The sequence below is a fragment of the Legionella adelaidensis genome, from assembly GCF_900637865.1.
In the GTDB taxonomy this organism is placed as follows: Bacteria; Pseudomonadota; Gammaproteobacteria; order Legionellales; family Legionellaceae; genus Legionella_A; species Legionella_A adelaidensis.
In genome coordinates this window covers 110983-135584 of record NZ_LR134433.1, presented here as the reverse complement: position 1 = coordinate 135584, position 24602 = coordinate 110983, and the positions used below count along the sequence as shown (strand labels likewise).

Below are 24602 nucleotides of genomic sequence, written 5' to 3'. Positions count from 1 at the left end.
ATGCTAAAAACAACTCGATATTGATTTGACAGGACGAAAACCGGCTGTATATGAAATATTCTCAAGGAGAGGTAATGTTACAACGTCTACGCGAAGAGTTATAACAATTTGCCATCCCGCCGCAGGAAAGAAAAGCACAGTTCTTTTGAAAGAAAACCTGGTTAGCGGCAACCAGGTTATACTTGCTGGCAAGTCTAAGGAGCAATAGACGCTATTTTGGCATTAGCAACTGTAATCATCTCCTTTGCAAGCCCTTTATGGCCACTGGCTGCAAAAAAACCAAGTCCACCGGCTGCTAATAGTGCACCACTCGCTACGCCCATGGTAACGCCTACACCACCAGTAAAAACAATTACAGCGGAAAGAGCTATAATATATGCTCCTAATCCCATCATGAGCTTACCTACCCAACGCAAGTTTTCGGATCCTTTGCCTTGATATGATAAGGCTCTTTCTTTATATTTTTCTGGAGTCATCCTATTGCTTAAAAGTGCTGTCGTATCCTTAATAGCATATAATAAATCACTTAAATGCTCTTTTCCTTCTTCTCTAAGCTTTATAATTTGATTCATTACTGCTTGGACTCTCATTTTAATCTTTTCATCATTTTGAGCTGTTAATAATTCTTGCAAGGTACTTATCTCATTATTAATTTCCCATACATATTCAGCACGTTCAATGTTCAAGTTATTCTCTAATAATTTACGATGTAATTCTTGGTTATCAATAAATCGGGAAAAAGATTCTTCAGTTACACGCAGCGAACACTTAGCTCGAAGGATTGGGACTAAAACTTTTTGAGCAATACTTTCTGCCAATGTGCAATCAAATCTAGTGTCTGTATTCTGGGCCCTTTTTTTGGCAAGTTCTTTAAGCGTGTGCAGTACTGCTGTAGTTTGAAGACTAAACTGCAAATTCTGCATAGGATCAGGTATAAAGCTGGGAAACTCTGTCTCTAGAGTAGATTTAGAATAAGAGAAAAAGTTTGAAAATCTTATAAGGAGATTAGTGCCATCGTATTTGCCGATATATGCTACAAGCAAGTCAGCTAAAAAATTTTCAATAGGATTCTGTTTATTACTGGAAAAATTTAATTTTACTAAGTGCTCAATCACCTTTAACATTTCTTTTAAAGTGAAGGTTTCTACCATCTTCTGTGCAATCAGTGCACGATCTTGTTTGGATAGATCATCTAATTGGGCAATATTTTGGATATCAAGTAAATTTATCTTTTTATAACCGAGTACAATTGTAAGGGGCATATTTGCTTCCGAGATGAAAATTTATAGTTAGGCCGCATTTTCTCAACAAGCAAATTTTTTGTCAATTAAAAGATCATTTTGTTTGCAAAATCACCGATCATTGGGTTGTTAAAAATAATCGGAAAAGGGAAAAATGTTCACTACCTCCATCAATAAAGAAAAGATAGGGATTGACTGGCGCACAATGATTACTGATTATTTATGCATAGTTAATTTAATCCGATCAATATTTAACAATTTAGGGTGGATGTTGCGTGAAATGGGAAAACGGGATGAGAAATTGCTCATTGAATTTCTTGAAAAATATGCCAATCAAATTCCAAGAACAATGTTGCGGTATTCTATTGAAAAATTAGATGCTGAACGAAAGCTCATTTATCTACACAGGTAAATGATAATCCTGTAATTAAAGCGGTATAATCAGGTTTTATGTCTCTCACATTAAATAATGAAGATTTGGATTGATGGTGACGCCTGTCCTAAGGCGATTAAACAAATTTTATTCCGTGCAGCGGTAAAGCGCCGGGTAATGGTAATCATTGTTGCCAATCATTTACCAGCGATCCCCCCGTCAGCTTTCATTAAGCGAGTACAAGTAGAGTCTGGATTTGATAAAGCAGATAAATATATAGCTTCGCAAGTTGAACCTTCCGATTTAGTGATTACCGCTGATATTATTTTGGCCGATGAAATAATTACTAAAAAAGCGCTTGCTCTAAGTCCGCGAGGAATGTTGTATACCTCTAACAATATGAAGCAGATTTTAGCTATGCGTAATTTGAATGAATCGCTCAGGGAAAACCGCCTCATACGTAGCGGTTTAGATGTCTTAAGCGCAAAAGAAGTGCAAAATTTCTCGAACCATCTGGATAAAATTATTACGGCTGCACTTTAGATTACCTTCGATTCAATGTTTTTTTGAAAATGGTATTCTAAAGATTTATTCATAATGAATAATGTCATGAATCCGAGCTAGCTCTTCGGTGAGGTTACGGTATCCATGGGGTTGATTCGCGTTGAAGCGAAGTCCTTCCCCTTTTTTTAGGGGTTGCCATGTGCCATGGATGAATACCTCCATGTTCCCCTCTACCACCACTATATGTTCTATAACCCCATGTTTATGCGGTGGAGATAAATGCTCGCATCCTGGTAACAATTCAATAATAAATAGCTCGAAGCGTAATTCTTTATCAAAGGGAAATAAGGGGTGTACCCGTATTTTTTTATCTTGTGGATGCAGGACTTTAGTATCGCCTGCCCGGTATAAAGGGTTGTTTGTTTCTTCAGAAATGTCTTCAATAAAAGAAGAAAAAGAGGTGCGAAAGCCGGTGGCTATCTTCCATAAAGTAGCAATGGTTGGGCTTGATTCCTCGCGCTCGATTTGCCCCAACATGGCTTTGGAAACTCCTGTTTCCAGAGCGGCTTTATCTAAACTCCAGCCGCGCTCACGCCTTAAATTTTTTAATGTAGTCGAAATTCGTTTACTAATACTTTGCATAATTTTTAAAAGCTACTTGTGCGTTTTAGCGCACGTAGATATAATGATATTTTATGCGTTATAACGCACGTCTTGAAATAGGAATATATAATGGCAGAAATAATACCTTTTAAAAACAAATTAGTCGCTGTTTTAAATAAAAGTATTGAGCCCGGTAAAGTGATGAACGCACTGGCCCATATGTGCATTGGCCTGGGGGCGGAAATTGGTAAAGAGGATTTACGTTTAACTGATTATCGCGATGCCGATGGGGGCTCTCATCCTTGTATTTCTGAGATACCTTTTATAATTCTTTCGGAAAATTCAAATAAAATAAGGAAATTACGTCAAGAAGCCCTGAGTCAAGGAATACTTTTTAATGATTTTACCGACACAATGACTATAGGAACTTATCAAGAACAAATTGAAAGAACAGCCCAGGTCAAAGACGAAAATTTAATTTATTACGGTATTGTATTATTCGGTGATTGGGATAAGGTGAGTAACATGACGAGAAAGTGCTCTCTTTGGCGTTAAGAGGTATTATGCCGAAGCCCGCTTGAAAAATGGATTTCTTTTATAAAATATAAAATCACAAGGTAAATCAATGAATAGAATAAAAATAAGAAGGCTTTTGGGGGCATTTTTCTTATTATTTTCCTCTGTTGCAACATCTGCTGTATTGTCTGAGCCTTTAAAAATGCCAAATTGCTTGGCGGATAAACTATCAAATTATATGCTTCTTGCCAAAGATAGTGATTATTCTATTGTTGATGTACCTGTTGAAGATATTCCAAAAATTAAAGAGTTAGCTGAAAAAGAGCATTGCGGTCTTTTTGTAAATGCAAGCACAAAAATTCCTGAAGTTTCCCTGTCAGAAAAAAAAGCGCATGCTCAAGCATTTTTGAAAAATAATATTTCTCCCAAGTTTAGTGAAAACAACTATGTTTTATTGCACCCTAAAGAAGTACGGGAAGCTTTATCCCACGTAGTTCCTGATAATATTTGGGTAACGGTTAGTGAGTTGACGCAGTTTACTAATCGTTCTTCAACGCAAAATAATGGCAAAAACACGGCTTTTTGGTTACAAGAAAAAATTGAAAAAATGGTCAAAGAGTCGGGTCGTAATGATGTCAGTAGTTTTTTTGTGCCAACGCTTGGGCGCTATATACAGCCCTCCTTAGTTACTGTTATTGGTAAAAACAATAAAGCACCGGCAGTTATTATTGGTGCGCATATGGATACCTTAGGCAGTTTAGATTCAGTGCGCATGCCAGGGGCAGATGATGATGCCAGCGGTCTCGCAAGTAGCATGGAAGCGGCGCGGGTTTTGCTGTCTTCTCAGTTAGAATTTAAAAGGCCTATTTATATTGTTTGGTATGCAGCGGAAGAAATGGGATTAGTGGGATCGCAGCGAGTCGTGCAACATTTTAAACAAAATCATCTTCCCGTTTATGCTGTTTTGCAATTAGATATGACAGGGTACAAAAAAGATGAAAATTCAATGGATAAAACCATTTGGATTTTTAGAGATTATACTGATTTAAGCCTCAGTAATTTTGTCAGTAAACTGATAAAAAACTATATTAATGTGCCCATAGGTTATTCCAAATGCGGCTATGGTTGCAGTGATCATTTTTCTTGGCATGAAGCGGGATTTCCCGCTGCTTTCCCGTGTGAAACCTCGTTCGAGGATCACAACCCTTATATTCATTCCGCTTCAGACAAAATAGACCCTTTAGATTTGGAACATATGACCAATTTTTCAAAACTTGGAATTGCTTTTGCGCTTGAATTAGCTTTGGGTTAATTCCTTACATCTTTATTTTTGGCAGCAAGGGGCGGACAATGGGTTTCGCCAATAACTTGGCCTGTATTATCAATGGTTTTTATAGCCACAGGGAATTTCCACAAGGTATATAAATGCTTTAACACGTCTTGTGTTGAAGCGTCTAAAGGCACCCGGTTTTGCTGAGTATAATGCAAGGTCAGTGCGCGATCGCCTTCTAAATCTACTGAATAAATTTGTATATCCGGCTCTTGATAGCTTAAGTTATATTGCTTGGATAAAGCCTCTCGGATTGCTTGATAACCTTGATCATTATGGATGGCATTGACAAAGAGTTCAGGCTGTCGGTCATCATCAATTACATGGAATAACCTAAACTCGCGAATAATACGCGGAGATAAATATTGTGAGATAAAACTTTCATCTTTAAAGTTACGCATGGCACTGTCTAAGCTAGTTAACCAATCACTGTTCGCCAAACCTCCAAACCAATGTTTGTCTTCCTCTGTGGGATTTTCACAAATGCGTTTAATATCCTGCATCATGTGGTAACCCAAAGTATAAGGATTTATACCGGTATAATAAGGACTATTATAAGGTGGCTGATAAATTACATTCGTGTGGTTTTGTAACACCTCCAACATAAATTCATCTGTTACAAGTCCTTCGTCATATAATGCATGTATAAGCGTATAATGCCAAAAACACGCCCAGCCTTCATTCATGACTTTTGTTTGCCCTTGCGGGTAAAAATACTGGGCTATTTTACGAACAATACGCACGATTTCACGTTGCCAAGGTTTCAATAAGGGAGCATTTTTTTCAATAAAGTAGAGAATGTTTTCTTGTGGTTCTACGGGAAATTTTTGTTTTTCATGACGATGAAGATTTTCTTTGTTTTGTGGGATAGTCCGCCATAATTCATTTATTTGCGATTGCAAATATACTTCTCTATTTAATTGACGAATTTTTTCCTCTTGAATGGATAAAGGCATAGGATGTTTATACCGGTCCACACCATAACTCATCAAGGCATGGCAGGCATCCAAGATGGCTTCTACTTCATCAATCCCATATTTCTCTTCGCATTCACTCACGTAATTTTTTGCAAATACTAAATAATCAATAATGGCATCAGCAGAGGTCCACATTTTGAATAAATAGTTACTTTTGAAAAAAGAGTTATGACCATAACAAGCATGGGCTATTACCAATGCCTGCATAGCCATTGTGTTTTCTTCCATTAAATACGAAATACAGGGGTTGGAATTTATAACTAATTCGTAAGCTAACCCCATTTCACCGCGCTGATAACTTTTTTCTACGCCAACGAAATGTTTCCCGAAAGACCAATGATGGTAGCCAATAGGCATACCTACTGAGGCATAAGAATCCATCATTTGTTCGGCATTAATCACTTCAATTTGATTTGGATAAGTATCCAAACGAAAATCTTTTGCCAAACGCCCTATCTCGCGTTCATACGCTTGTATTAATTCAAAAGTCCATTCTGCTCCGGTTGATAACGGTTTTTTCTTTTTCATACCGTTTTCCTTTTAAATAATTCGCGAAATACAGGATAAATATCAGCGACGTTATCAATATTTTCCATGGCAAAATTTGAATAGTGTTCTCTGACCTGCTGGTAAACTTCCCATAAGCTTTGGTGGTGGCGAGGCATAATTTCTATGTATGCAAAATATTGTAGCAAGGGCATGATTTTTTCTTGCAGTAACTCCAGGCAATAGGGTGAGTCGGCATTCCAATTGTCGCCATCAGAAGCTTGGGCAACATATATATTCCAGGACTGCGGGCTATAACGGGCCTCAATAATATTACTTAATAATTCTAAAGCACTGGAAACAACAGTACCTCCCGTTTCACGGGAGTAGAAGAAATCTTCTTCACTTACTTCGCGTGCCGAAGTATGGTGGCGAATAAATACTAACTCTATTTTCTCATAGTTTTTGGTTAAAAAAAGATACAGCAAAATAAAGAAACGTTTAGCTATATCTTTTTTGGGCTCGTCCATGGAGCCTGAAACGTCCATAATACAAAACATAACTGCTTGAGTAGAGGGAGAAGGTATACGCACACGGTTGTTATAGCGTAAGTCAATCGTATCAACAAAAGGAACAGACTGAATTTTTTTGCCATAAAATTCAATGTCTCTTTTGAGACGAGCTATTTCTATTTCATCCGGTTTTTTTTGGTTTTCTAACGCTTTTAGCTCTTCCTCTGCTTCCTTTAAACGGCGTTTATAAGGGGAAGCTAGCGCAACCCTTCTGCCCGTTGCTTGACGCATAGAGCGTAATATATTGATGTTAGTAGGTGTACCGCTTGTGGTTACACCGGCACGTACCGTTTTATACGTGTTAATTCTAGCCAATTCTTTTTTAACCAGATCGGGGAGTTCTAAATCTTCAAAATATAATTCGAGAAATTCTTCCCGCGTTAACTGAAAGACAAAATCATCTTCGCCTTCGCCATTATTACTCGCTTGTGATCCACTACCTGAACCACCCGAAGAATGGCGTTTTATACGATCGCCTGCCATAAACTCATCGTTACCAGGTAGGATGCGCTCTACAATGCCTCCAGGGCCAGGTTGGAAACGCGGTTCAGAAATATCTTTAGCGGGAATTGTTACTTGTTCGCCTTTATCAATTTCAGTAATACTGCGTCTACCAACGGCGTCAGAAACTGCTTTTTTAATCTGGTTTTTATACCGTCGTAAAAATCGTTGTCGGTTGACAGTGCTTTTTTTCCCCGCATTCTGACGACGGTCAATAAGTTGGGTCATTATTCCCCCTAAACTTTGCCTGATAGGCTCCCAAAAGGGAATGCATTATTGTGATTTGCGAACGCGCAAGTACCATTCACATAAAAGTCGCACTTGTTTTGGTGTATATCCTTTTTCCACCATTCGAGAAATGAATTCCTCGTGTTTCTTTTTATCCTCTTCGGAAGCTTTCGCATTAAAAGAAATAACAGGAAGCAGATCCTCTGTGTTAGTAAACATTTTCTTTTCAATAACCGTTTTTAATTTTTCATAGGTATTCCATCGAGGATTTTTACCGGCATTATTCGCGCGAGCACGTAAAACAAAGTTTACTACTTCGTTACGAAAGTCTTTAGGATTAGAAATACCTGCGGGTTTTTCAATTTTTTCAAGGTCTACATTCAAGGCAGCTCGGTCGAGAATTTCTCCCGTATCGGGATCGCGGTAGTCTTGGTCTTGTATCCAAAAATCGGCGTAGGTCACATAGCGGTCAAAAATATTTTGTCCATATTCAGAATAAGACTCTAAATAGGCCGTTTGAATTTCTTTACCGATGAATTCTACATATTTTGGTGATAAATATTCTTTAATGAAGGTTAAATATTTCTCATGTAACTCTTGTGGTAATTGCTCTTGATCAATTTGGCGCTCCAGAACATATAATAAATGAACAGGGTTTGCCGCAATTTCCGAATGATCAAAGTTAAATACTTTTGACAAAATTTTAAAAGCGAACCGGGTAGAGATACCACTCATTCCTTCATCAACACCTGCAAAATCACGGTATTCCTGGTATGACTTGGCTTTGGGATCTGTATCTTTAAGGCTTTCACCATTATAGACGCGTAATTTGGAATATATGCTGGAGTTTTGTGGTTCTTTTAAGCGGGTAAGAACAGAAAATTGAGCTAACATATCCAACGTGCCTGGAGCACAAGGTTCATTAACCAAGGAACTATGCTCTATCAATTTTCGATAAATTTTTATTTCTTCCGAAACTCTTAAGCAGTAAGGTACTTTAACTATATTAATGCGATCGATAAAAGCTTCATTGTTTTTATTATTTCGAAATGATTGCCATTCCGCTTCATTAGAGTGCGCAAGAATAATTCCCTCAAAAGGAATAGCAGAAAGCCCTTCCGTGGGATTGTAGTTGCCTTCCTGGGTGGCGGTTAATAAAGGATGAAGTACTTTAATCGGTGCTTTAAACATTTCAACGAATTCTAATAACCCTCGATTAGCACGGCACAAGCCTCCTGAGTAACTATAGGCATCCGGGTCATTTTGAGAAAATTCCTCAAGTTTTCGAATATCCACTTTACCTACTAAAGAGGAAATATCCTGGTTGTTTTCATCACCGGGTTCTGTTTTGGCTATAGCAATTTGGCGCATACGGGAAGGTTTTAATTTAACTACGCGGAATTGGTTTATATCGCCATTAAATTCATGCAACCGTTTAATTGCCCAAGGTGACATCACATAACGAAGATGACGATCGGGAATGCCAAATTTTTCGAATAAAAGCTGCCCGTCCTCTTCACGATCAAATAAAGATAAGGGTGAATCAAAAACAGGAGACCCTTTAATAGCGTAAAAAGGGACTTTTTGCATGAGCTCTTTTAATTTTTCAGCGATGGAGGATTTTCCGCCCCCTACAGGACCTAGTAAATAAAGCACCTGTTTAGTTTCTTCCAAGCCCTGCGCGGCGTGTTTTAAAAATCCGACAATTTGTTCGATGGGTTCTTCCAACCCATAAAAATCATTAAAAACTTTATAACGTGGGATAACTTTATTGGAGAAAATACGCGATAAAACAGGATCATGGCGAGTGTCTACTAATTCGGGCTCTCCGATAGCCATTAATAAGCGTTGTGCAGGGTTTGCATAAGCTGAGGGATCATTGCGGCAAAGCTCTAGATATTCGTCTAAGGATAATTCTTCTTCCTGATTGTCTACAAACCTCCTAGTGTACCCAGCTAAAAATTCTTGCGTATTCATGATAATCCCCTTTGCATTTAGCTTATAAACGCGAGAAACTCCTTTTACTACTTTGAGTATAGTTTAAAATTTAAAGCTACAAATATTTTTTTTACTGAAATTATTATTATTTTCAAAAAGATTGCAGTATCCATGTATAACGAGGAGCTTAAAAGATGTCAAATGTCACTATATATCGAAATGATTATCAACCCCCTAATTTTATAGTAAATAATATTCATCTTAATTTCGATTTATTTGATGATCATGCTTTAGTTAAAAGCGAACTTTCTTTTACCCGACAACATCCTGGCCCGCTTTGTTTATATGGTGATGAGCTTGAGTTAGTAAATATTGAAATGAATAATGAAAAGCTGGATGAACGGGCTTATCGACTTGAAAATGATAACCTTCTACTTACAGAATGTCCGGAGCATTTTTCCCTAACAATAACTACACGTATAAGACCGCAAGAAAATACGAAGCTTTCTGGTTTATATCGTTCAGATGATATGTTTTGTACACAATGCGAAGCAGAAGGGTTTCGCCGCATTACTTTTTTCCCAGACAGACCGGATGTGTTAACGTCTTTTACCACGCGTATTACTGCTGATAAGAAAAAATATCCGGTATTGCTCTCTAATGGTAATTTAATTGAATCAGGAGAACTGGAAGAGGGGCGTCATTGGGTAATCTGGCAAGATCCTTTCAAGAAACCCTCTTATTTGTTTGCTTTAGTTGCGGGCGATTTGGCTTGTGTGCGTGACGAATATACGACTATGTCAGGTAGAACAGTTGATATTCGAATTTATGTAGAGCCGGGGAACGAGGATAAATGTGACCATGCCATGGCTTCTGTAAAAAATGCAATGCGTTGGGATGAAGAATCCTTTGGTCGAGAGTATGACCTGGATATTTTCATGATTGTAGCCGTAAGTAACTTTAATATGGGGGCAATGGAGAATAAGGGGTTAAATATATTTAATTCAAAATATATTTTAGCCAGACCTGATACAGCCACCGATCAAGACTATATAGATATTGAAGGTGTAGTGGGTCATGAATATTTTCACAATTGGACAGGCGATCGTGTTACTTGCCGTGACTGGTTTCAATTAAGCCTTAAGGAAGGTCTGACCGTTTTTAGGGACCAAGAGTTTTCTCGTGACATGAATTCGCGTGATGTATTCCGAATCGCTGATGTAAGAGTGTTAAGAAATTCGCAATTTCCTGAAGACGCGGGGGCCATGGCACACCCCGTTCGCCCTGATTCTTATCAAGAAATAAATAATTTCTATACCGCGACAATTTATAATAAAGGAGCGGAAGTTATTCGTATGCAACAAACGATTTTAGGAAAAGAGGGCTTTCGTAAAGGGATGGATCTCTATTTTGAACGCCATGATGGCCAGGCGGTTACTATTGATGATTTCGTTGCGGCGATGGAAGATGCCAATAACGTGGATTTTACTCAATTTAAACGCTGGTATAGCCAAGCAGGCACACCTGAAGTTACGGTAATCGAAGAATTTGCTAATAACAAATTGACGCTTACCCTAGAACAACACTGTCGACCTACTGCAGATTCTAAAGAAAAATTACCGTTTCATATCCCGCTGCGTATAGCTCTTTATACAAATCAAGGGGAGTCTATCACTCTAAAGCAAGAATTAATTGAATTAAAAGAGAAAAAACAAATTTTTACTTTTGAAAACATTGCTGAAAAACCAATTATTTCTCTTTTAAGAGACTTCTCTGCTCCCATTACCTTGCATTTCAAACAATCACAAGAAGATTTAATTCGCTTATTACGTTTCGAAAGCAATGGCTATGCCAAATGGGATGCCGCACAACGGCTAACGCTTAATTGTTTGACGCATTTCTATAATACTAATGAAGAAGAGTGGGAGTTGCCGGAAAGTTTAATAAATACTTACGCCCATGTCCTGCGTGATGAAGGTTTAGATTACGCCTTACGTGCGGAGTTGATTACCTTACCTAGCTATGAGGATGTTGCTTCTTGTCTTGAGGAAGTAGATGTAATTAAGGTGGAAAAGGCGCGTGATTTTTTCCGTTCGCAATTGGGGTCAGCCCTATTTGAGAGTGCTCATCAGCTTTATGAAAAATTATGGCAAGCAGAAGATCACTTGATGAATAATAAAGCATACGGGCGACGTAAGCTACGCAATATGTGCTTATGGTTTATGATGAAAGCAGACGAAGAAAGAGCCATTTCCCTTTGTCAAACGCAATTTGCTCAAGCAAAAACGATGACAGATCAAATTGCAGGCGTAGGTTTAATAGCTAATTCGCACAGTGAAGTACCACGTAAAAGTGCTTTAGCTCAATTTTATCAGCAATGGCAAAACGAAGATTTGGTAATTGAAAAATGGTTTGGTATTCAAGCAACCAGTGAATTGCCTCATACTTTAGAAAGGGTAAAAGAATTATTAAATCATAAAGATTTTACGTTTAAAAACCCTAATAAAGTAAGAGCTGTTATTGCTAGTTTTTGTCAGGCAAACCCACGAAATTTTCATGCTGAAGATGGCAGTGGTTATGCTTTCTTAACCCAAATGTTAGTAAAAATAGACGCATTAAATCCACAAATTGCAGCACGTTTAGCAACACCTTTTACCCGGTGGCAAAAATTAAATAAGGAAAGACAAGCTTTAATAAAAAAAGAGCTTAATTATTTATATGGGTGTGATTTATCCAAAGATTTGCGAGAATTGGTTTCTAAAAGTTTAGAAGCATAAAATGAAAAAAAAATACTTTGCAGTTATGGGCAATCCAATTGCCCATAGTTTGTCGCCTCACATACATAGCCTATTTGCCAAGCAAACAAATGTTGCGCTTATTTATGAAAAACTTTTAATTGAAGAGCAAAGGTTTGAAAGTGCAGTTCATCAATTTTTCTTGCAGGGCGGGCAGGGATTGAATATCACGTTACCTTTTAAACAGCGCGCCTTTGTAATGAGTGCAGTCAAAACAGATAGATGCCATACAGCTGGTGCTGCAAACACTCTATGGATCAAAGAAAGCAAACTCTATGCCGATAACACGGATGGGGTTGGATTGATTACGGATCTTGAACGCTATACTGCCATTGAAAACAAAAAAATATTAATTCTAGGCGCAGGGGGTGCCACGCGCGGAATATTGACTCCTTTATTTTTAAAATCACCTAAAACTATTACGGTAGCTAACCGAACCTGGGCAAAGGCAGAAGAATTACAAAAGGAATTCCCCTTCATACATATTTCCCCGATGGAGCAATTAGAGGGTGAATACGACCTCATTTTAAATGCTATTTCCATGCGCTTTGATTTTTCTCATGCTCTGTTTTCTAAAAATTTATTTAAAGACTCCTCTTTGTGTTATGACTTATCTTATAACCTGGAAAGACCTACGCCTTTTGTTGCGTTAGCAAAAAGTTCGGGTTGTGAGGTTAGAGATGGTTTAGGGATGTTAGTTGAGCAAGCTGCGGAATCGTTTTTCATTTGGAATGGGATCAGGCCTGATACAAATAAAGTGTTGCGTGAACTGAATAAAATCGGGCCTTTTGCCTGAGGGAAAGTAGCCGTGATGCAGCGAAGCGTATCAAGGGATGCGGATGTAATTTTGAATAAGAGAAAAAACCTTGATTGCGCTAGCACTGCACTATATCTATGTTTCACCTACGAAAAGAATGTCGTAACAACCGATTCTTCGGCTAGCGTGTCTTTATAGCCTAGTTCAAAAACCTCGCAAGTGAACTCTTTTTCAAATAATAAAAAGCTTAATAAGTCGCCGGAGTGTTTTTGAGCCCCTAAGACATTGAGCATATAGCGTAGTAAAGCGGGCATGGTTTGATATTTTGCTTGCGCCATTTCAGAGATATCAACGCTAGGTCGCAAATGTAAAGTCTCAATAGGTCGCCATGGGGAGCGTCTTTTTTTCCACATTGATAAGAGTCCTGCTATATCATTCATGCGGTTAACCATTTCAATATCACGGTCCAAGTTATCTAAAAACAAGCCATTGAGCATATTTCCTAAAATGTGCGCAAAGCCAATATCGCCGTTTTTTAGGACCTCTGGGTCACTAAATATTGGCAATTGGCGCGTACCAACAATGAGAATTTTTTCCACATCAAAACGTACCGCACCACGTAAAGGAGATACCAATCCCATACTCCCATCACCATAGTGTAAACCATTTATTTTCACGGTGGGAAAGAATAGAGGCAGCGCACTAGAAGCCAGGATATGGTTCATATCCATATCTACACGCTGACTTACATGGCGAGGGTACTGCCAATCTTCAAAATCAGGCAAATGGTGTTGATAAAAAGAAATAGTTTGTTGCGTTTCATAACAATTGCTAATTACCTCCATCGTCTCCAAAAAATGATTAGCAATATTTTCTTTTATCCGCTCGAAATTTATATGATCGGTTATAAATTGGTGTAATGGAGCGGTATCTAACAAATGTCCCGATTGACGGTGTTTGATCATGAAGTGTGTGAGGTTACGAACAACTGACTTACCTAATTCATAATTACTGGAATTAAAAATTTGTTGGCAGCTAATTTCACGCCACAATGTTTCTAATTTATCAATACCAGCTGGGAAATCATCGGCATGCTGGGCTAGAATGGCTGCGTTAATGCTCCCGACACTGACGCCGCTTATCATGGCAAAAGGAATGGTTTTTGTTTGTAAAATTTGTGATATAGCTTTTAAAACACCAGCCTGGTAGGCACCTCTGGCACCCCCACCTGCTAGATATAACGCTTTTTTAACCATTTTGGTATTACTTTAGTTGGTTCAATATGTTGAGAATATAGTTGACCTTTATGGGTCATGGCAAGATTTGTTAACTTAATTCAGCTTTCGTTAAGCTATAATAGATAAAATAAGAATTAATTGAAATGTATAGGTTCCAACATGAAAAATAGTAATCTCGTTCTGGATGCCACTGAAGAGACGATAAAACCTCTTTCTCAAGAAGAGCAACAAAAAGATATAAAAGATAATCCTTTGATGACTGGCGATAAAGACTTGGTTCAACAAACAGAAACTTTAGAGGAACAAACGAGCGAGTCGCTAGACCAACAAAAAACCGACACGGTTATTTTGCCCGAGCAATTAGAACAGGATTTACAAGACTTGCTTAAACCTTTTGCTTTTAAAAAAGAAGAGGTAAAAGTCTCGGCAATGACTTCATTTATAAAAGGTAAAATGCCTTTGGCCAGTGCTTTAGGTGGAAGAGCAAGCGATACGGGTGATACGCTAGGGACATTGGCTTCTGGAAAAAACTCTGTTTCCCAAGGTTTCCATTTTGCAGCGGTTGCTTTCTCGGCGCTGGATTTTATTAGAATTCCCGCTCTTTATTTGTCTACCTGGATAAATGGAGAAAAAGTACCCGTTTCTCATGCCAAAAATACGCGCTTCGCCTATGCAAGTGTTTTGTTAGGCCTGGCAATTACTGCCTTAGCTGCTCCGGTCACAGCCCCTGCAATTGCCATAGTAACCGCTTCGTTAGGTTTTGCGGCCAGTGTCTTTCATTTGGGCCGCCATTTTGTACAAAAAGCAAAATATAATAAAGAATTAAAGCAGGTAACTGAAGCATTGATAGAAAAGGAGAATGCTTTACAGATATTGCAAGAGGAAGTTAAAGCCAAACAGTTGCTGCTACAAAATGCGTTAACCGATAATAATCAACAGGCTATTACTCAATTAAAACAAGAAATTCCGACACTACAACAACGTTACCAAACAATTTGTAAAGAATTGCAGGAAACTACCGCACGCAAAAACAAGCTGGAAGAAAAAGTTAAAAAATATGGCTCCCTGCGGCTTGTAGATAGAGCAGTGGGGGTCGGTTTATCCTCCTTGGGCTTGGCTGGGGTTGCTTTAAGTCTCTTTTTCCCACCCGTAGGATTAGCCCTTGTCGCTGCCGCAACTATAGGGGGGCTTGCTTACCTTGGTGGTAGATTAGTGATACCACAAATAAAAAATTTCTTTAATTGGGTAGGCTCTAAAATTAGCGGCACAAAGGAAACTCCTGCAGTGAAAGAACCAGGAGACGAGCCAAAGCCTGGTGAAACCTTAATAAAGGGGTTAGACGATACTAAAAAAGATTCTCTAAGCCAACAAGACCAATTAGCTGAGGTGGAAGTCCACGAATCAACCGCTGATGTTTTGAAGGAATTAAATCCGCGTCATTTACCGTTGGAGACTTTAGTTGAAGAATTACATGAACCTTTACCAGAGCCTTCTCCAAGTTCTACCTCCACGCGCTTGTCAAACAGTGAGACTTTGGCTTCTTCCCTGGTAGAAACTGAAACGGAAACAGATGCCGAGAATGACGAGAATGAGATAGCACCATGAAAGCGTATTATTTTGCTTTGAATAAACGCTTGCAGTTATTAAAAATTTGCTCGTATTATTAAATAAATCCTTTAGGAAAATTAGTGCTTAACCTTTTTCATAACCAACCCCGTCCTTTTTACATGATTTTCTTGCTCGAAGTATGGGAGCGGTTTGGATATTACACCGTTCAGGGTATTTTAACTCTTTTTTTTATACGTTCATTAGGTTTTGATCAAGAAACTGCTTATTTTACTTTTGGCGCTTTTTCTGCCTTGGTTTATGGCTTAATTTCTGTAGGTGGTTTTCTTGGCGACAAGGTGTTGGGAACTAAAAGAACTATTTTATTAGGGCTCGTTACCCTGGCCGCAGGTTATTTATCTTTAAGTTTAGTCGGTAAGGAATATATCTTTCTGGCTTTAGGTTTAGTTTGTGTGGGCAATGGATTATTTAAAGCCAATCCTTCCAGTCTTCTTGCCAAGTGTTATGAAGAAAAGGATCCACGATTGCATGGAGGGTTTACTCTGTACTATATGGCCATTAACTTAGGCTCTATATTCGCATTATTTATAGGTCCCGCACTCTCAAGTAAATTTGGCTATTCTTATGCTTTTTTTACTAGCTTTATCGGTATTTTGTTGGGAATAGTCAATTATTTTTGGCAGCGGAGTAGTATAGCGCATATTCAGCTTCCTGCAGACAATCGTCCTATTTCATTTTGGCAATGGAGTATGGTTATTGCTGGAATTATAGCCACGGTAATGGGGGCGGCTTATCTTTTACAACATGTAATGATTGCTAAAAATTTAGTCTGGTTTATTGTGTTAGTAGTAGTGACGATTTATCTGGCTTATATGCGCAAAGAAAATAGATTGGCACGACTACGGATGTTGGTTGCTATCATTTTAATGATAGAAGGCGTAACTTTTTTTACTTTGTATCAACAGATGCCTACTTCGCTAAATTTATTTGCCGTAAATAATGTGCGTTCTTCTTTTTTTGGTATTTCTTTAGACCCCCAAAGCTTTCAGGCCTTAAATCCAATTTGGATTATTATTATGAGCCCGGTTATCGCTAGTTTTTATCAAAAGCTATACCGTAAGGGTAAAGTGATTTCTTTGCCTTATAAATTTTCAATAGGCATGACTTTTTGTGCGGTAAGCTTTTTGGTCTTATATTTTTCCCGTTATTTTCATGATGCGCACGGAATGATTTCCTGTGGTTGGCTTGTAGCTAGTTATTTTTTTCAAAGTATAAGTGAAATTCTCATTTCGGCTTTAGGAGTAGCTATGGTGGCTGAATTAGTGCCTCTTCAAATTACAGGATTTGTAATGGGAATGTGGTTCCTTTCATCCGCTATTTCCGGGTTTTTGGGCGCCCAAGTGGCATCTTTTACGGCATTACCCAAGGATTTAACGGGAGGATTTGAAGGCTTATTTGTATATACTCAGGTATTTGCTTATATTGGCGGGGTTACTTTATTAATTGCATTGCTAATGTGGATTACATCTCCTTTCTTAACTCGTTTGCTACTCAGGGAAGCCTTTTAAATTTAAAATACTTGCCATAAGGTTATGTTAATAAATTTTAAATACAATATGTAAATCTAAAAATCATCTGGTGCAGTCCAAAAACAATGAGCGATATTATTATGGCTGTAAAATTAAGCGCTTCTTCAAAAAAATTAATTGAAAAGTTATATAGCGTACTTCCTCATCTTCCATTGGGAAATTGGGTGGGTCAAGATTCTATGAGTCGAACAACATTAATTGATTGGCTAAAAGAGGATATAGCTCTTGAGGAAAGTGAATTAAAGCATTACTTTCTTATTGAATGTTTGCGTGCTGCCCTCTTGGAGGATGTCTTCTATTCTTTTTTAACAGAGAAAGAAAAAGAAGCAAGAAAGAAAAAATCGCCCTCGTTAACTACCCGATTATTATTTGGATTTTTAACCCTTGCGGGAACAATACTAGCTATTTGCAATGGTTTTGATGGAGTGGTGTCCGTTCTCACAACCGTTGCGATGATTCCTGCAAGTATGATATTGGCGGCAGGGGCCGTATTCTCGCTACTTTCAGTTATTGTTTTTTATGGTTTTGATTTTATAGCGCTCTCTAACAACCTGGGTATTCAAATTTCACAATCTCCGAGGCTTATTGATGTCCTGTTGGAACAAACAAAACAAATTAAAAATTTACGCAAAGAAATTGATAGCAAGCTAAGTTGTAAGGATGAAAAAATCTTACTAGAGTTATTAAGTATTGTTTCTATGCTGAAATTTCGCTTTGATGCATTAGAAAGTTCTCGTGAGCATTATAAAAATAGATTGCAAAATCCCTATTTAAATATTGCTAAGTTAGTAACTGCATTAATTGCGGGTATCTTGTTTTTCGCAGGCGGTTTTTTTTCAGGCCAATCATTGGCCCTTGTTTTTGCCGGCTTATTTTCTGCTTCCGTCACAGCTGCGATGTTTCCAGTTGTTTTGACTAGTATAATCACAGGAGTAGGTGCTTTTAGCCTGTATTGGTTTGTTGAGCGTCCAGGCTTGGAAAATTTACTAGGCAGATGGTTTGGGCTAGATAAAGACAAGATTGATGAATTGGCGAGTGAAGAGGTTGTAGAAAAGCAGACAAATTACCTTAATTTATTACAAAAAAAATTAGAATCTAGATTAGAGGACTGTAGGGAAATAAAGCATTTAAAACAAAGGGAAACGTCAACCAAGAATGCAAATGTTATACATTTCCCCAGTCCTTTATTAGAAAGAGACCCCGCACCTTCGCTTGCCATAGGAAGAAACCCGCATTGTTTTTTGAGACCTTCTCGTTCGGCTGACGATTTAATGCTGCTAGTAAATAGAAGGGAGAGAATTTTAGGTTTATAGACCGAGCGTTTCTTTGGCGAATGGAATGGTGATTTTGCGCTGCTCGCGTAGCGAGGCTTCATCCAGGCGGTTAATTAAACTTTGTAGATCATGCATATTGCGTGTTGTCCTTGTTATTAAATAGTGTGCGACACTGGTGGGCAAGTTAAATCCTCTTTTCAAAGCCTGGATTTTCATGGTTTTCATTTTATCTTCATCACTTAATTCTAAAAGCTGAAAGACCAAACCCCAACTTAAACGGGATTGCAAATCAGGTAAGAAAAAATTAAGGTAATTGGGCGAATAAGTAGCAGAAAATAGAATGATTTTTTCTTGATCATTTGCTTGATTAAAAAAATGAAACAGCGCTTCTTCCCAAGCTTTATCTTGTACAATGCAATCAATATCATCTATACAGATAAAATCTTGGTCACTAATCCCCTCAATAATGCTTGGTCCAAATTCTTTCAATATACGCAGGGGTAGATAAATTGCTGAGTGGGTGGCGCTAACTGCCTGGCAATAGGATTGTAATAAATAGGACTTCCCCATCCCAGAACTTCCCCAAATATAAATTAGCCGTTCCCCTTGTTTAGCTAGTGACTGGAGCAAGTGTTCACGCAAAATAGTGTTATCTCCCCAGCAAAAATCAGCAAGGCGAGCTTCTTCATTAAGTTGAATGGCTAAAGCTAATTGTTTATTCATTTGTTAACAGGAGGCCTTGAACATGCTTTCCGCCCCCAGGTCCAGACGTAGTCAATGTATGTTCCTGCGGTCGTAAACGCAGTCAATAGTATTAAAGTGTTAATTATGAAACTAGGAAATTGAGTATAAGCTAACTCGAATAAACAGAGGGTAACAAGAACTAATTGCAAACAAGTATTTAATTTGCTTAATGCCGTGGGTACAAAATCCAGGGAACGTTGTACCAACCAATACCATGCCAGGACGCCCAGTGATATAGTTAAATCGCGTAAAAAAACCAAAAGAACCAGCCACCAAGGTAATTTCCCTATAAGCGCCAAAGAGATAAAACTGGAGGCAATTAATAGCTTATCCGCCAGAGGGTCAAGAAAAGATCCTAACCAACTCTGCCAATGAAAATGTCTGGCAAGCCATCCATCAAGGCCATCGGTAATCCCCGCACTTAAAAAAATGTAAAAAGAAAAAATATATTCTTTTTGATAAAGAAAATAGAGAAAAGGTGCAATAAGCACTAGGCGCGAAAAGGTAAGTATGTTTGGTAAGTGGCGTATAATCATACGTAAACAACTAAAGTCCTAATACTACATTTGAAAGATGCGAGATATTAAGTGTATACAATACTAAAGCCTCTGTCACCTTACTGGGGACTTATTGAAGTTGTTTGACCCGGTTCGTTCGGAAGACCCATGGGGCTATCCGAAGGAGGAGGCACTGCACCAGATCTAATTATTTCTTCGCTGTCTGGGGAGTCCCCTACTTGAGTAGGTGAATTAAAAAGGGAAAACTGTTGCAAAGGGGTATAGTCAAATGAAGGGGGAGTGGAGTGTGCATTTCTCGGTCTATGCGCTGATTGGGGTGTCTTCTGTATGTTTTCTAATGCTTTACTGGGGGGCGTTCCGGTTGTAAGCGCTGTTAGAGTTTGGGAAACCATATGCAAAGCAAGACGAGCATCGTCATTTTCTCTTTTAGCATCCTCCTCTTTTCTTTTAATCTCTCGTAGTTGCCGTTCTTTATCTTGTTCAAATTGCTCACGTTCTTGTTGTAAAGAAAGTTTTTCTTGCTCAAGACGTGTTTGCTCCGTTTCAAGAGCCACACGACTTTCTTCAAGTTTTCCAAATTCAGATTCTAAGTCGCGGCGTTGTTGTAATAGTTTCTGTTTTTCTTCAATGAAATCACTCGGTCTTTTCTCTTTGGGAATACGACGTAAATCACTTTGCAATTCTCGTGCATAGCGTTCATTAATGGAATTAACCAAGGAATTTTTTGTCCAAGCTATTAACGGAATAATGACCAGAGAGGTTATGGTGATAATTAAGTTAGGAGGAAAGAAATTTGAAATCGCGACCACCACAGTGGTTAAAAATGCTGATGCCCCCCAAATCCAAAAAGTTTCAGAAGAGCGATTATAAAGATTTTTTAGTCGTATGTATTGTGACCAAATTTCCCAGGGATCGTCACGAGTAGGTTCCGGTAAAGAGTTAAACATTTGCTGCGTTTTTAATTTGATAAATAAGCTTTTAAAGAGTTCTATACTAGCACTCAGAACAAATAATGATGCAGCGGGGAATGTCATGACTCCACCAGCAAAAAAAGATACACAATATCCTGCAATAGTTAAGCCGGCAGTAATCGTTTTAAAAAAAAGTAAACTAACTTTATGCGAGGTGGAGTTGGTTGGATTGGAGAAGGTAGAATACCAATTCCAAAGCAGACGCAAGCTCGTGTTGATAATGCCTAGCAACTGGAAATTGCGCAAGATAGCAAAGGTTCTGCTTAGCCAATCAAGGATAGTCGGACAGGCTATTTTTAACCATTGACAAAATTTATCGAAATTAGCTTTAACGGCTTCTTTATTAAAATAAAGTAAAATACCAGAAAGGGCAGTAAATAATGTCCCAAATAAAAACACTTCAGACCAATCTTTAGCAACCTTGGCATTTTCAATTAAATTTAACAAATATTTGACTTGGTGGTTACCATCGTATGCAAAATATTTTAACAACTCATAGAGATTTTTTGATTGACTCAGAATTTGTTGGGTCTGAATGGAGTCCGCGGATAAGTTTAGAGAGCGTATAATGAGTTTTAAGAGCGTATCATCCGATGGGCCTGGCAATGAAATTGCTTGATATAACTCTTTGCAATTAATGTGTGATTCATGACACTGGATAGTCAAACGAACTTTAATTTCTGCGATGTCTCTTCCAGTTAGGAAAGCAAAAACTATGGACTTGAGTTCTTCTTCTTGAGTGGGTTCTAATGACGGCATGGTTTTTCGATGTCTAAACAAACTGGGCAATCTTAACAAAAAAAGTACAGGTTGTAAATCATCATTAGCTTTATCAGTTAATTGTGGACTCCGAGAAGAAGAAGGTAATCCGGTCAAGTGAAATCCTGGTTTTCAAAGTTATTCCTTCTACAACGTTAACTATTTTTCCAAATTTTCTCTATAAATAACAGCAATATTTCCAATAAGCTGAACCAGTTCTGCGTGTAAATTAGTACAAATTTCTTGTGCTAACTGCAATTGCTCCTCTTTTTCCACACCGGTTAATTTAACCTTGATTAATTCGTGGGCATTGAGGGCGATGTCGGTTTCATTTAAAACTGCGGGAGTGAGACCTTTTGAACCAAGTAATATAACGGGTTTTAGATGATGTGCTTTGGCTTTTAATGCTTGTTTTAATGAACTATCCATTGAATTACCTAAATGATAAAAAATGGTAAATTATTGCACGTTTTGCTAGGAAAAGGTAGCAAGTTTCAGTTATTATTAGTAGATTATTATAAAAATTTAATTCTAATGGCACAATCAAAGAGTAGTAAGCGTTGGCTACAAGAACATTTTGACGATCCCTTCGTTAAAAAAGCGCAAAAAGAAGGATATCGAAGTCGTGCAGTTTACAAGTTGCAGGAAATTGATCAGAAAGAGAATCTGATAAAACCTGGAATGACGATTGTTGATTTAGGGGCAGCACCAGGGGGATGGACACAATATTTAAGTCAAAAATTGAAACATCAGGGAAGAATCGTAGCGCTGGATATTTTGCCCATGGACTCTTTAGCAGACGTTGAATTTATACAAGGTGATTTTCAGGAAGAGTCCGTATTTCAACAGCTAGTTGATAAGATTCCGCCACAAACAGTGGATATCGTATTATCAGATATGGCTCCCAATATGAGTGGCAATTATGCGGTTGATATACCAAGAGCGATGTACTTAGCTGAGTTAGCTGTTGATTTTAGTAAGCAAATGCTCAAACCAGGTGGAATTTTACTGATGAAAATTTTTCATGGCGAAGGGTTTGATGCTTTAGTAAAGGATATTCGTAATCATTTTTCCCATGTTACTATTAAAAAACCCCAAGCATCACGTTCCCGGTCTCGAGAAACGTATTTGCTAGCTAAGGGCTATAATTTATAGTAACGTAATCACTCTAAGACGTAGAAATACGCAAAAATGAGGTTAATGCTTTGAACGACATGGTAAAAAATCTTTTTTTATGGCTAATAATAGCCATTGTTTTGGTCTCGGTATTTAGTAATTTCGGTCCACGAGGATCGGCCACAGAAAAAGTTTCTTATAGCCAGTTTCTTAAAGAAATTGATCAAGGGATGATTAACTCCGTTATCGTTGAGGATAATAAAGTTATTCGTGGAATAACTAAAAACAATCATCGTTTTGTTACGTATATGCCTATGCAAGATAACGCCTTATTAGGCGAGTTACTGAAAAATAATGTAGATGTGAGTGGGCAAGAAAAACAACAAGAAAGCTTTTTACTTCATCTCTTTATTAATTGGTTTCCTATGTTGCTACTTATTGGTGTGTGGATTTTCTTTATGCGCCAAATGCAAGGGGGCGGTGGTCGCGGGGCCATGTCATTTGGACGTTCACGCGCCAGGCTTCTGGGGGAAGATCAAGTTAAAGTGACTTTTGCTGATGTTGCTGGTGTAGATGAAGCGAAAGAAGAAGTTAAAGAATTAGTAGATTTCTTACGGGATCCCACAAAATTTCAAAACTTGGGAGGGCGCATACCCAGAGGCGTGCTTTTGGTTGGTTCTCCTGGGACGGGCAAAACTCTTTTGGCAAGAGCTGTCGCTGGCGAAGCAAAAGTACCATTTTTTACGATTTCTGGTTCAGATTTCGTAGAAATGTTCGTGGGGGTGGGTGCTTCACGCGTCCGTGACATGTTTGAGCAAGCAAAAAAACAGGCTCCTTGTATCATTTTTATTGATGAAATTGATGCTGTTGGCCGCCATCGTGGTGCAGGTTTAGGCGGTGGCCATGATGAACGTGAGCAAACCTTAAACCAATTATTGGTTGAAATGGATGGGTTTGAAGGAAATGAAGGGGTAATAGTAATAGCGGCAACCAATCGTCCTGATGTTCTTGATCCAGCGCTGCTGCGACCAGGCCGATTTGATCGTCAAGTCGTTGTTCCTCTTCCTGACATTAGAGGTAGGGAACAAATTTTACGTGTTCATCTCAGTAAAGTACCACTTGATTCCAGCGTTGAAGTATTGCCCATAGCGCGAGGAACCCCAGGCTTTTCAGGAGCCGACCTCGCCAACTTGGTCAATGAAGCCGCACTTTTTGCTGCTCGGGCTAATAAAAAGAAAGTCACCATGCTCGAATTAGATAAAGCAAAAGATAAAATTATGATGGGGGCTGAAAGACGCTCTATGGTCATGGATGAAAACGAGAAAAAATTGACCGCCTATCATGAAGCGGGTCATGCGATTGTCGGCTTATCCGTTCCTGAACACGATCCAGTATATAAAGTCACAATTATCCCACGTGGGCGAGCGCTTGGCGTAACGATGTTCTTGCCGGAACAAGACCGGTACAGTCATAGTAAACGCCGGCTCGAAAGCCAATTAGCCAGCTTATTTGGCGGTAGAGTTGCAGAAGAATTAATTTTTGGTACCGATAGCGTTACTACCGGTGCATCCAATGACATTATGCGCGCTACTGAAATTGCAAGAAAAATGGTTACCAGTTGGGGATTATCAACCCTTGGACCATTAACCTTTGGTCAAGAAGAGGGAGAAGTTTTCTTAGGAAGGACAGTAAATCAAAATAAAGAAATTTCAGACAAAACGGCGCAAAAAATTGATGAAGAAGTTCATAATATTATTGATGTAAACTACAAAAAGGCAAAAGAGATTCTCACTAATAATCTGGACAAACTCCACCTTATGGCAGAGGGGCTTATTAAATACGAAACTATTGATGTAAAACAGATTAGCGAAATTATGTCTGGAAAGGAGCCCTCTCCCCCGGATGATTGGGAACCCGTTAAAACAGTAGCTCGAAGTCGTGTTGAAGAGCAAGAAAAATCAAAAACGGCGAAACCAATTAAATCGGCTGATGATCCTGTTAAGTAA

At 38.4% G+C, this 24602-nt stretch carries 20 protein-coding genes and 1 pseudogene; 11 read left to right on the top strand and 10 right to left on the bottom strand.

Going from position 1 to position 24602, the window contains the following annotated elements; translation table 11 throughout:
- Window positions 1–194 precede the first annotated feature (194 nt).
- Complete coding sequence (locus tag EL206_RS08055; protein WP_058462955.1) at window positions 195–1262, bottom strand: hypothetical protein; 1068 nt, start codon at window positions 1260–1262, stop codon at window positions 195–197.
- Window positions 1263–1500: 238 nt separating this feature from the next.
- On the opposite strand from EL206_RS08055, the pseudogene EL206_RS10110 reads away from it, so the two are divergent.
- A pseudogene (locus tag EL206_RS10110) lies at window positions 1501–1653 on the top strand (DNA alkylation repair protein); the annotation flags it as partial.
- 57 nt (window positions 1654–1710) lie between these two features.
- Entirely contained in the window at window positions 1711–2157 is a 447-nt protein-coding gene (locus EL206_RS08045) for a YaiI/YqxD family protein (protein ID WP_058462953.1), read from the top strand.
- Between the two features lie 45 nt (window positions 2158–2202).
- On the opposite strand, the gene EL206_RS08040 is transcribed toward EL206_RS08045, so the two are convergent.
- Entirely contained in the window at window positions 2203–2760 is a 558-nt protein-coding gene (locus tag EL206_RS08040) for a helix-turn-helix domain-containing protein (RefSeq protein ID WP_058462952.1), read from the bottom strand.
- A 90-nt stretch (window positions 2761–2850) separates the two neighbouring features.
- On the opposite strand from EL206_RS08040, the gene EL206_RS08035 reads away from it, so the two are divergent.
- Window positions 2851–3276, top strand: a complete 426-nt coding sequence (locus EL206_RS08035; RefSeq protein ID WP_058462951.1) for a DUF2000 domain-containing protein — start codon at window positions 2851–2853, stop codon at window positions 3274–3276.
- 70 nt (window positions 3277–3346) lie between these two features.
- The gene (locus EL206_RS08030) at window positions 3347–4549 is read left to right on the top strand and encodes a M20/M25/M40 family metallo-hydrolase (protein WP_058462950.1); all 1203 of its coding nucleotides are present in this window, start codon (window positions 3347–3349) and stop codon (window positions 4547–4549) included.
- Here the strand turns inward: EL206_RS08030 and EL206_RS08025 are convergent.
- From EL206_RS08025 to EL206_RS08015, 3 genes are read right to left on the bottom strand one after another with little or no spacing between them, the layout of a single operon-like run.
- Window positions 4546–6072 carry a SpoVR family protein gene (locus EL206_RS08025; protein WP_058462949.1) on the bottom strand — a complete coding sequence of 509 codons (1527 nt, stop codon included), beginning with the start codon at window positions 6070–6072 and terminating at the stop codon, window positions 4546–4548. The genes EL206_RS08030 and EL206_RS08025 overlap by 4 nt on opposite strands.
- Entirely contained in the window at window positions 6069–7331 is a 1263-nt protein-coding gene (locus EL206_RS08020) for a YeaH/YhbH family protein (protein WP_058462948.1), read from the bottom strand. The genes EL206_RS08025 and EL206_RS08020 overlap by 4 nt, the downstream gene beginning before the upstream one ends.
- 45 nt (window positions 7332–7376) lie before the next feature.
- The gene (locus EL206_RS08015; protein WP_058462947.1) at window positions 7377–9308 is read right to left on the bottom strand and encodes a PrkA family serine protein kinase; all 1932 of its coding nucleotides are present in this window, start codon (window positions 9306–9308) and stop codon (window positions 7377–7379) included.
- Between the two features lie 155 nt (window positions 9309–9463).
- Here EL206_RS08015 and pepN point away from each other — a divergent pair, with 155 nt between their 5' ends.
- Together pepN and aroE are read left to right on the top strand one after the other, a co-directional pair.
- Window positions 9464–12046 (top strand): aminopeptidase N, encoded by a 2583-nt coding sequence (gene pepN / locus EL206_RS08010; RefSeq protein ID WP_058462946.1) that lies wholly within the window; start codon window positions 9464–9466, stop codon window positions 12044–12046.
- Window position 12047: 1 nt separating this feature from the next.
- The gene (gene aroE / locus EL206_RS08005; RefSeq protein ID WP_058462945.1) at window positions 12048–12860 is read left to right on the top strand and encodes a shikimate dehydrogenase; all 813 of its coding nucleotides are present in this window, start codon (window positions 12048–12050) and stop codon (window positions 12858–12860) included.
- Window positions 12861–12967: 107 nt separating this feature from the next.
- On the opposite strand, the gene EL206_RS08000 is transcribed toward aroE, so the two are convergent.
- Window positions 12968–14077 (bottom strand): patatin-like phospholipase family protein, encoded by a 1110-nt coding sequence (locus tag EL206_RS08000; RefSeq protein WP_058462944.1) that lies wholly within the window; start codon window positions 14075–14077, stop codon window positions 12968–12970.
- Window positions 14078–14218: 141 nt separating this feature from the next.
- Between EL206_RS08000 and EL206_RS07995 the strand changes: the two genes are divergently transcribed.
- From EL206_RS07995 to EL206_RS07985, 3 genes are all read left to right on the top strand, one after another.
- On the top strand, window positions 14219–15664 hold the full coding sequence (locus tag EL206_RS07995; protein ID WP_058462943.1) for an AAA family ATPase: 1446 nt from the start codon (window positions 14219–14221) through the stop codon (window positions 15662–15664).
- An 83-nt stretch (window positions 15665–15747) separates the two neighbouring features.
- Complete coding sequence (locus tag EL206_RS07990; RefSeq protein ID WP_084758889.1) at window positions 15748–17193, top strand: oligopeptide:H+ symporter; 1446 nt, start codon at window positions 15748–15750, stop codon at window positions 17191–17193.
- A gap of 86 nt (window positions 17194–17279) precedes the next feature.
- Window positions 17280–18527, top strand: a complete 1248-nt coding sequence (locus tag EL206_RS07985; protein ID WP_058462942.1) for a hypothetical protein — start codon at window positions 17280–17282, stop codon at window positions 18525–18527.
- On the opposite strand, the gene hda is transcribed toward EL206_RS07985, so the two are convergent.
- The 4 genes from hda to yhbY form a co-directional block, all read right to left on the bottom strand.
- On the bottom strand, window positions 18522–19211 hold the full coding sequence (gene hda, locus EL206_RS07980; protein WP_058462941.1) for a DnaA regulatory inactivator Hda: 690 nt from the start codon (window positions 19209–19211) through the stop codon (window positions 18522–18524). The genes EL206_RS07985 and hda overlap by 6 nt on opposite strands.
- Window positions 19208–19768, bottom strand: coding sequence for a CDP-alcohol phosphatidyltransferase family protein (locus tag EL206_RS07975; RefSeq protein WP_058462940.1), 561 nt, complete (start codon window positions 19766–19768; stop codon window positions 19208–19210). The genes hda and EL206_RS07975 overlap by 4 nt, the downstream gene beginning before the upstream one ends.
- An 80-nt stretch (window positions 19769–19848) precedes the next feature.
- Window positions 19849–21597: a hypothetical protein gene (locus EL206_RS07970; protein WP_058462939.1), complete on the bottom strand. Its 1749-nt coding sequence runs from the start codon at window positions 21595–21597 to the stop codon at window positions 19849–19851.
- 42 nt (window positions 21598–21639) lie between these two features.
- Window positions 21640–21909: a ribosome assembly RNA-binding protein YhbY gene (gene yhbY / locus EL206_RS07965; protein ID WP_058462938.1), complete on the bottom strand. Its 270-nt coding sequence runs from the start codon at window positions 21907–21909 to the stop codon at window positions 21640–21642.
- 105 nt (window positions 21910–22014) lie between these two features.
- Between yhbY and rlmE the strand changes: the two genes are divergently transcribed.
- Window positions 22015–22635: a 23S rRNA (uridine(2552)-2'-O)-methyltransferase RlmE gene (gene rlmE, locus EL206_RS07960; protein ID WP_058463236.1), complete on the top strand. Its 621-nt coding sequence runs from the start codon at window positions 22015–22017 to the stop codon at window positions 22633–22635.
- Window positions 22636–22694: 59 nt separating this feature from the next.
- Window positions 22695–24602, top strand: a complete 1908-nt coding sequence (ftsH, locus tag EL206_RS07955; RefSeq protein WP_058462937.1) for an ATP-dependent zinc metalloprotease FtsH — start codon at window positions 22695–22697, stop codon at window positions 24600–24602.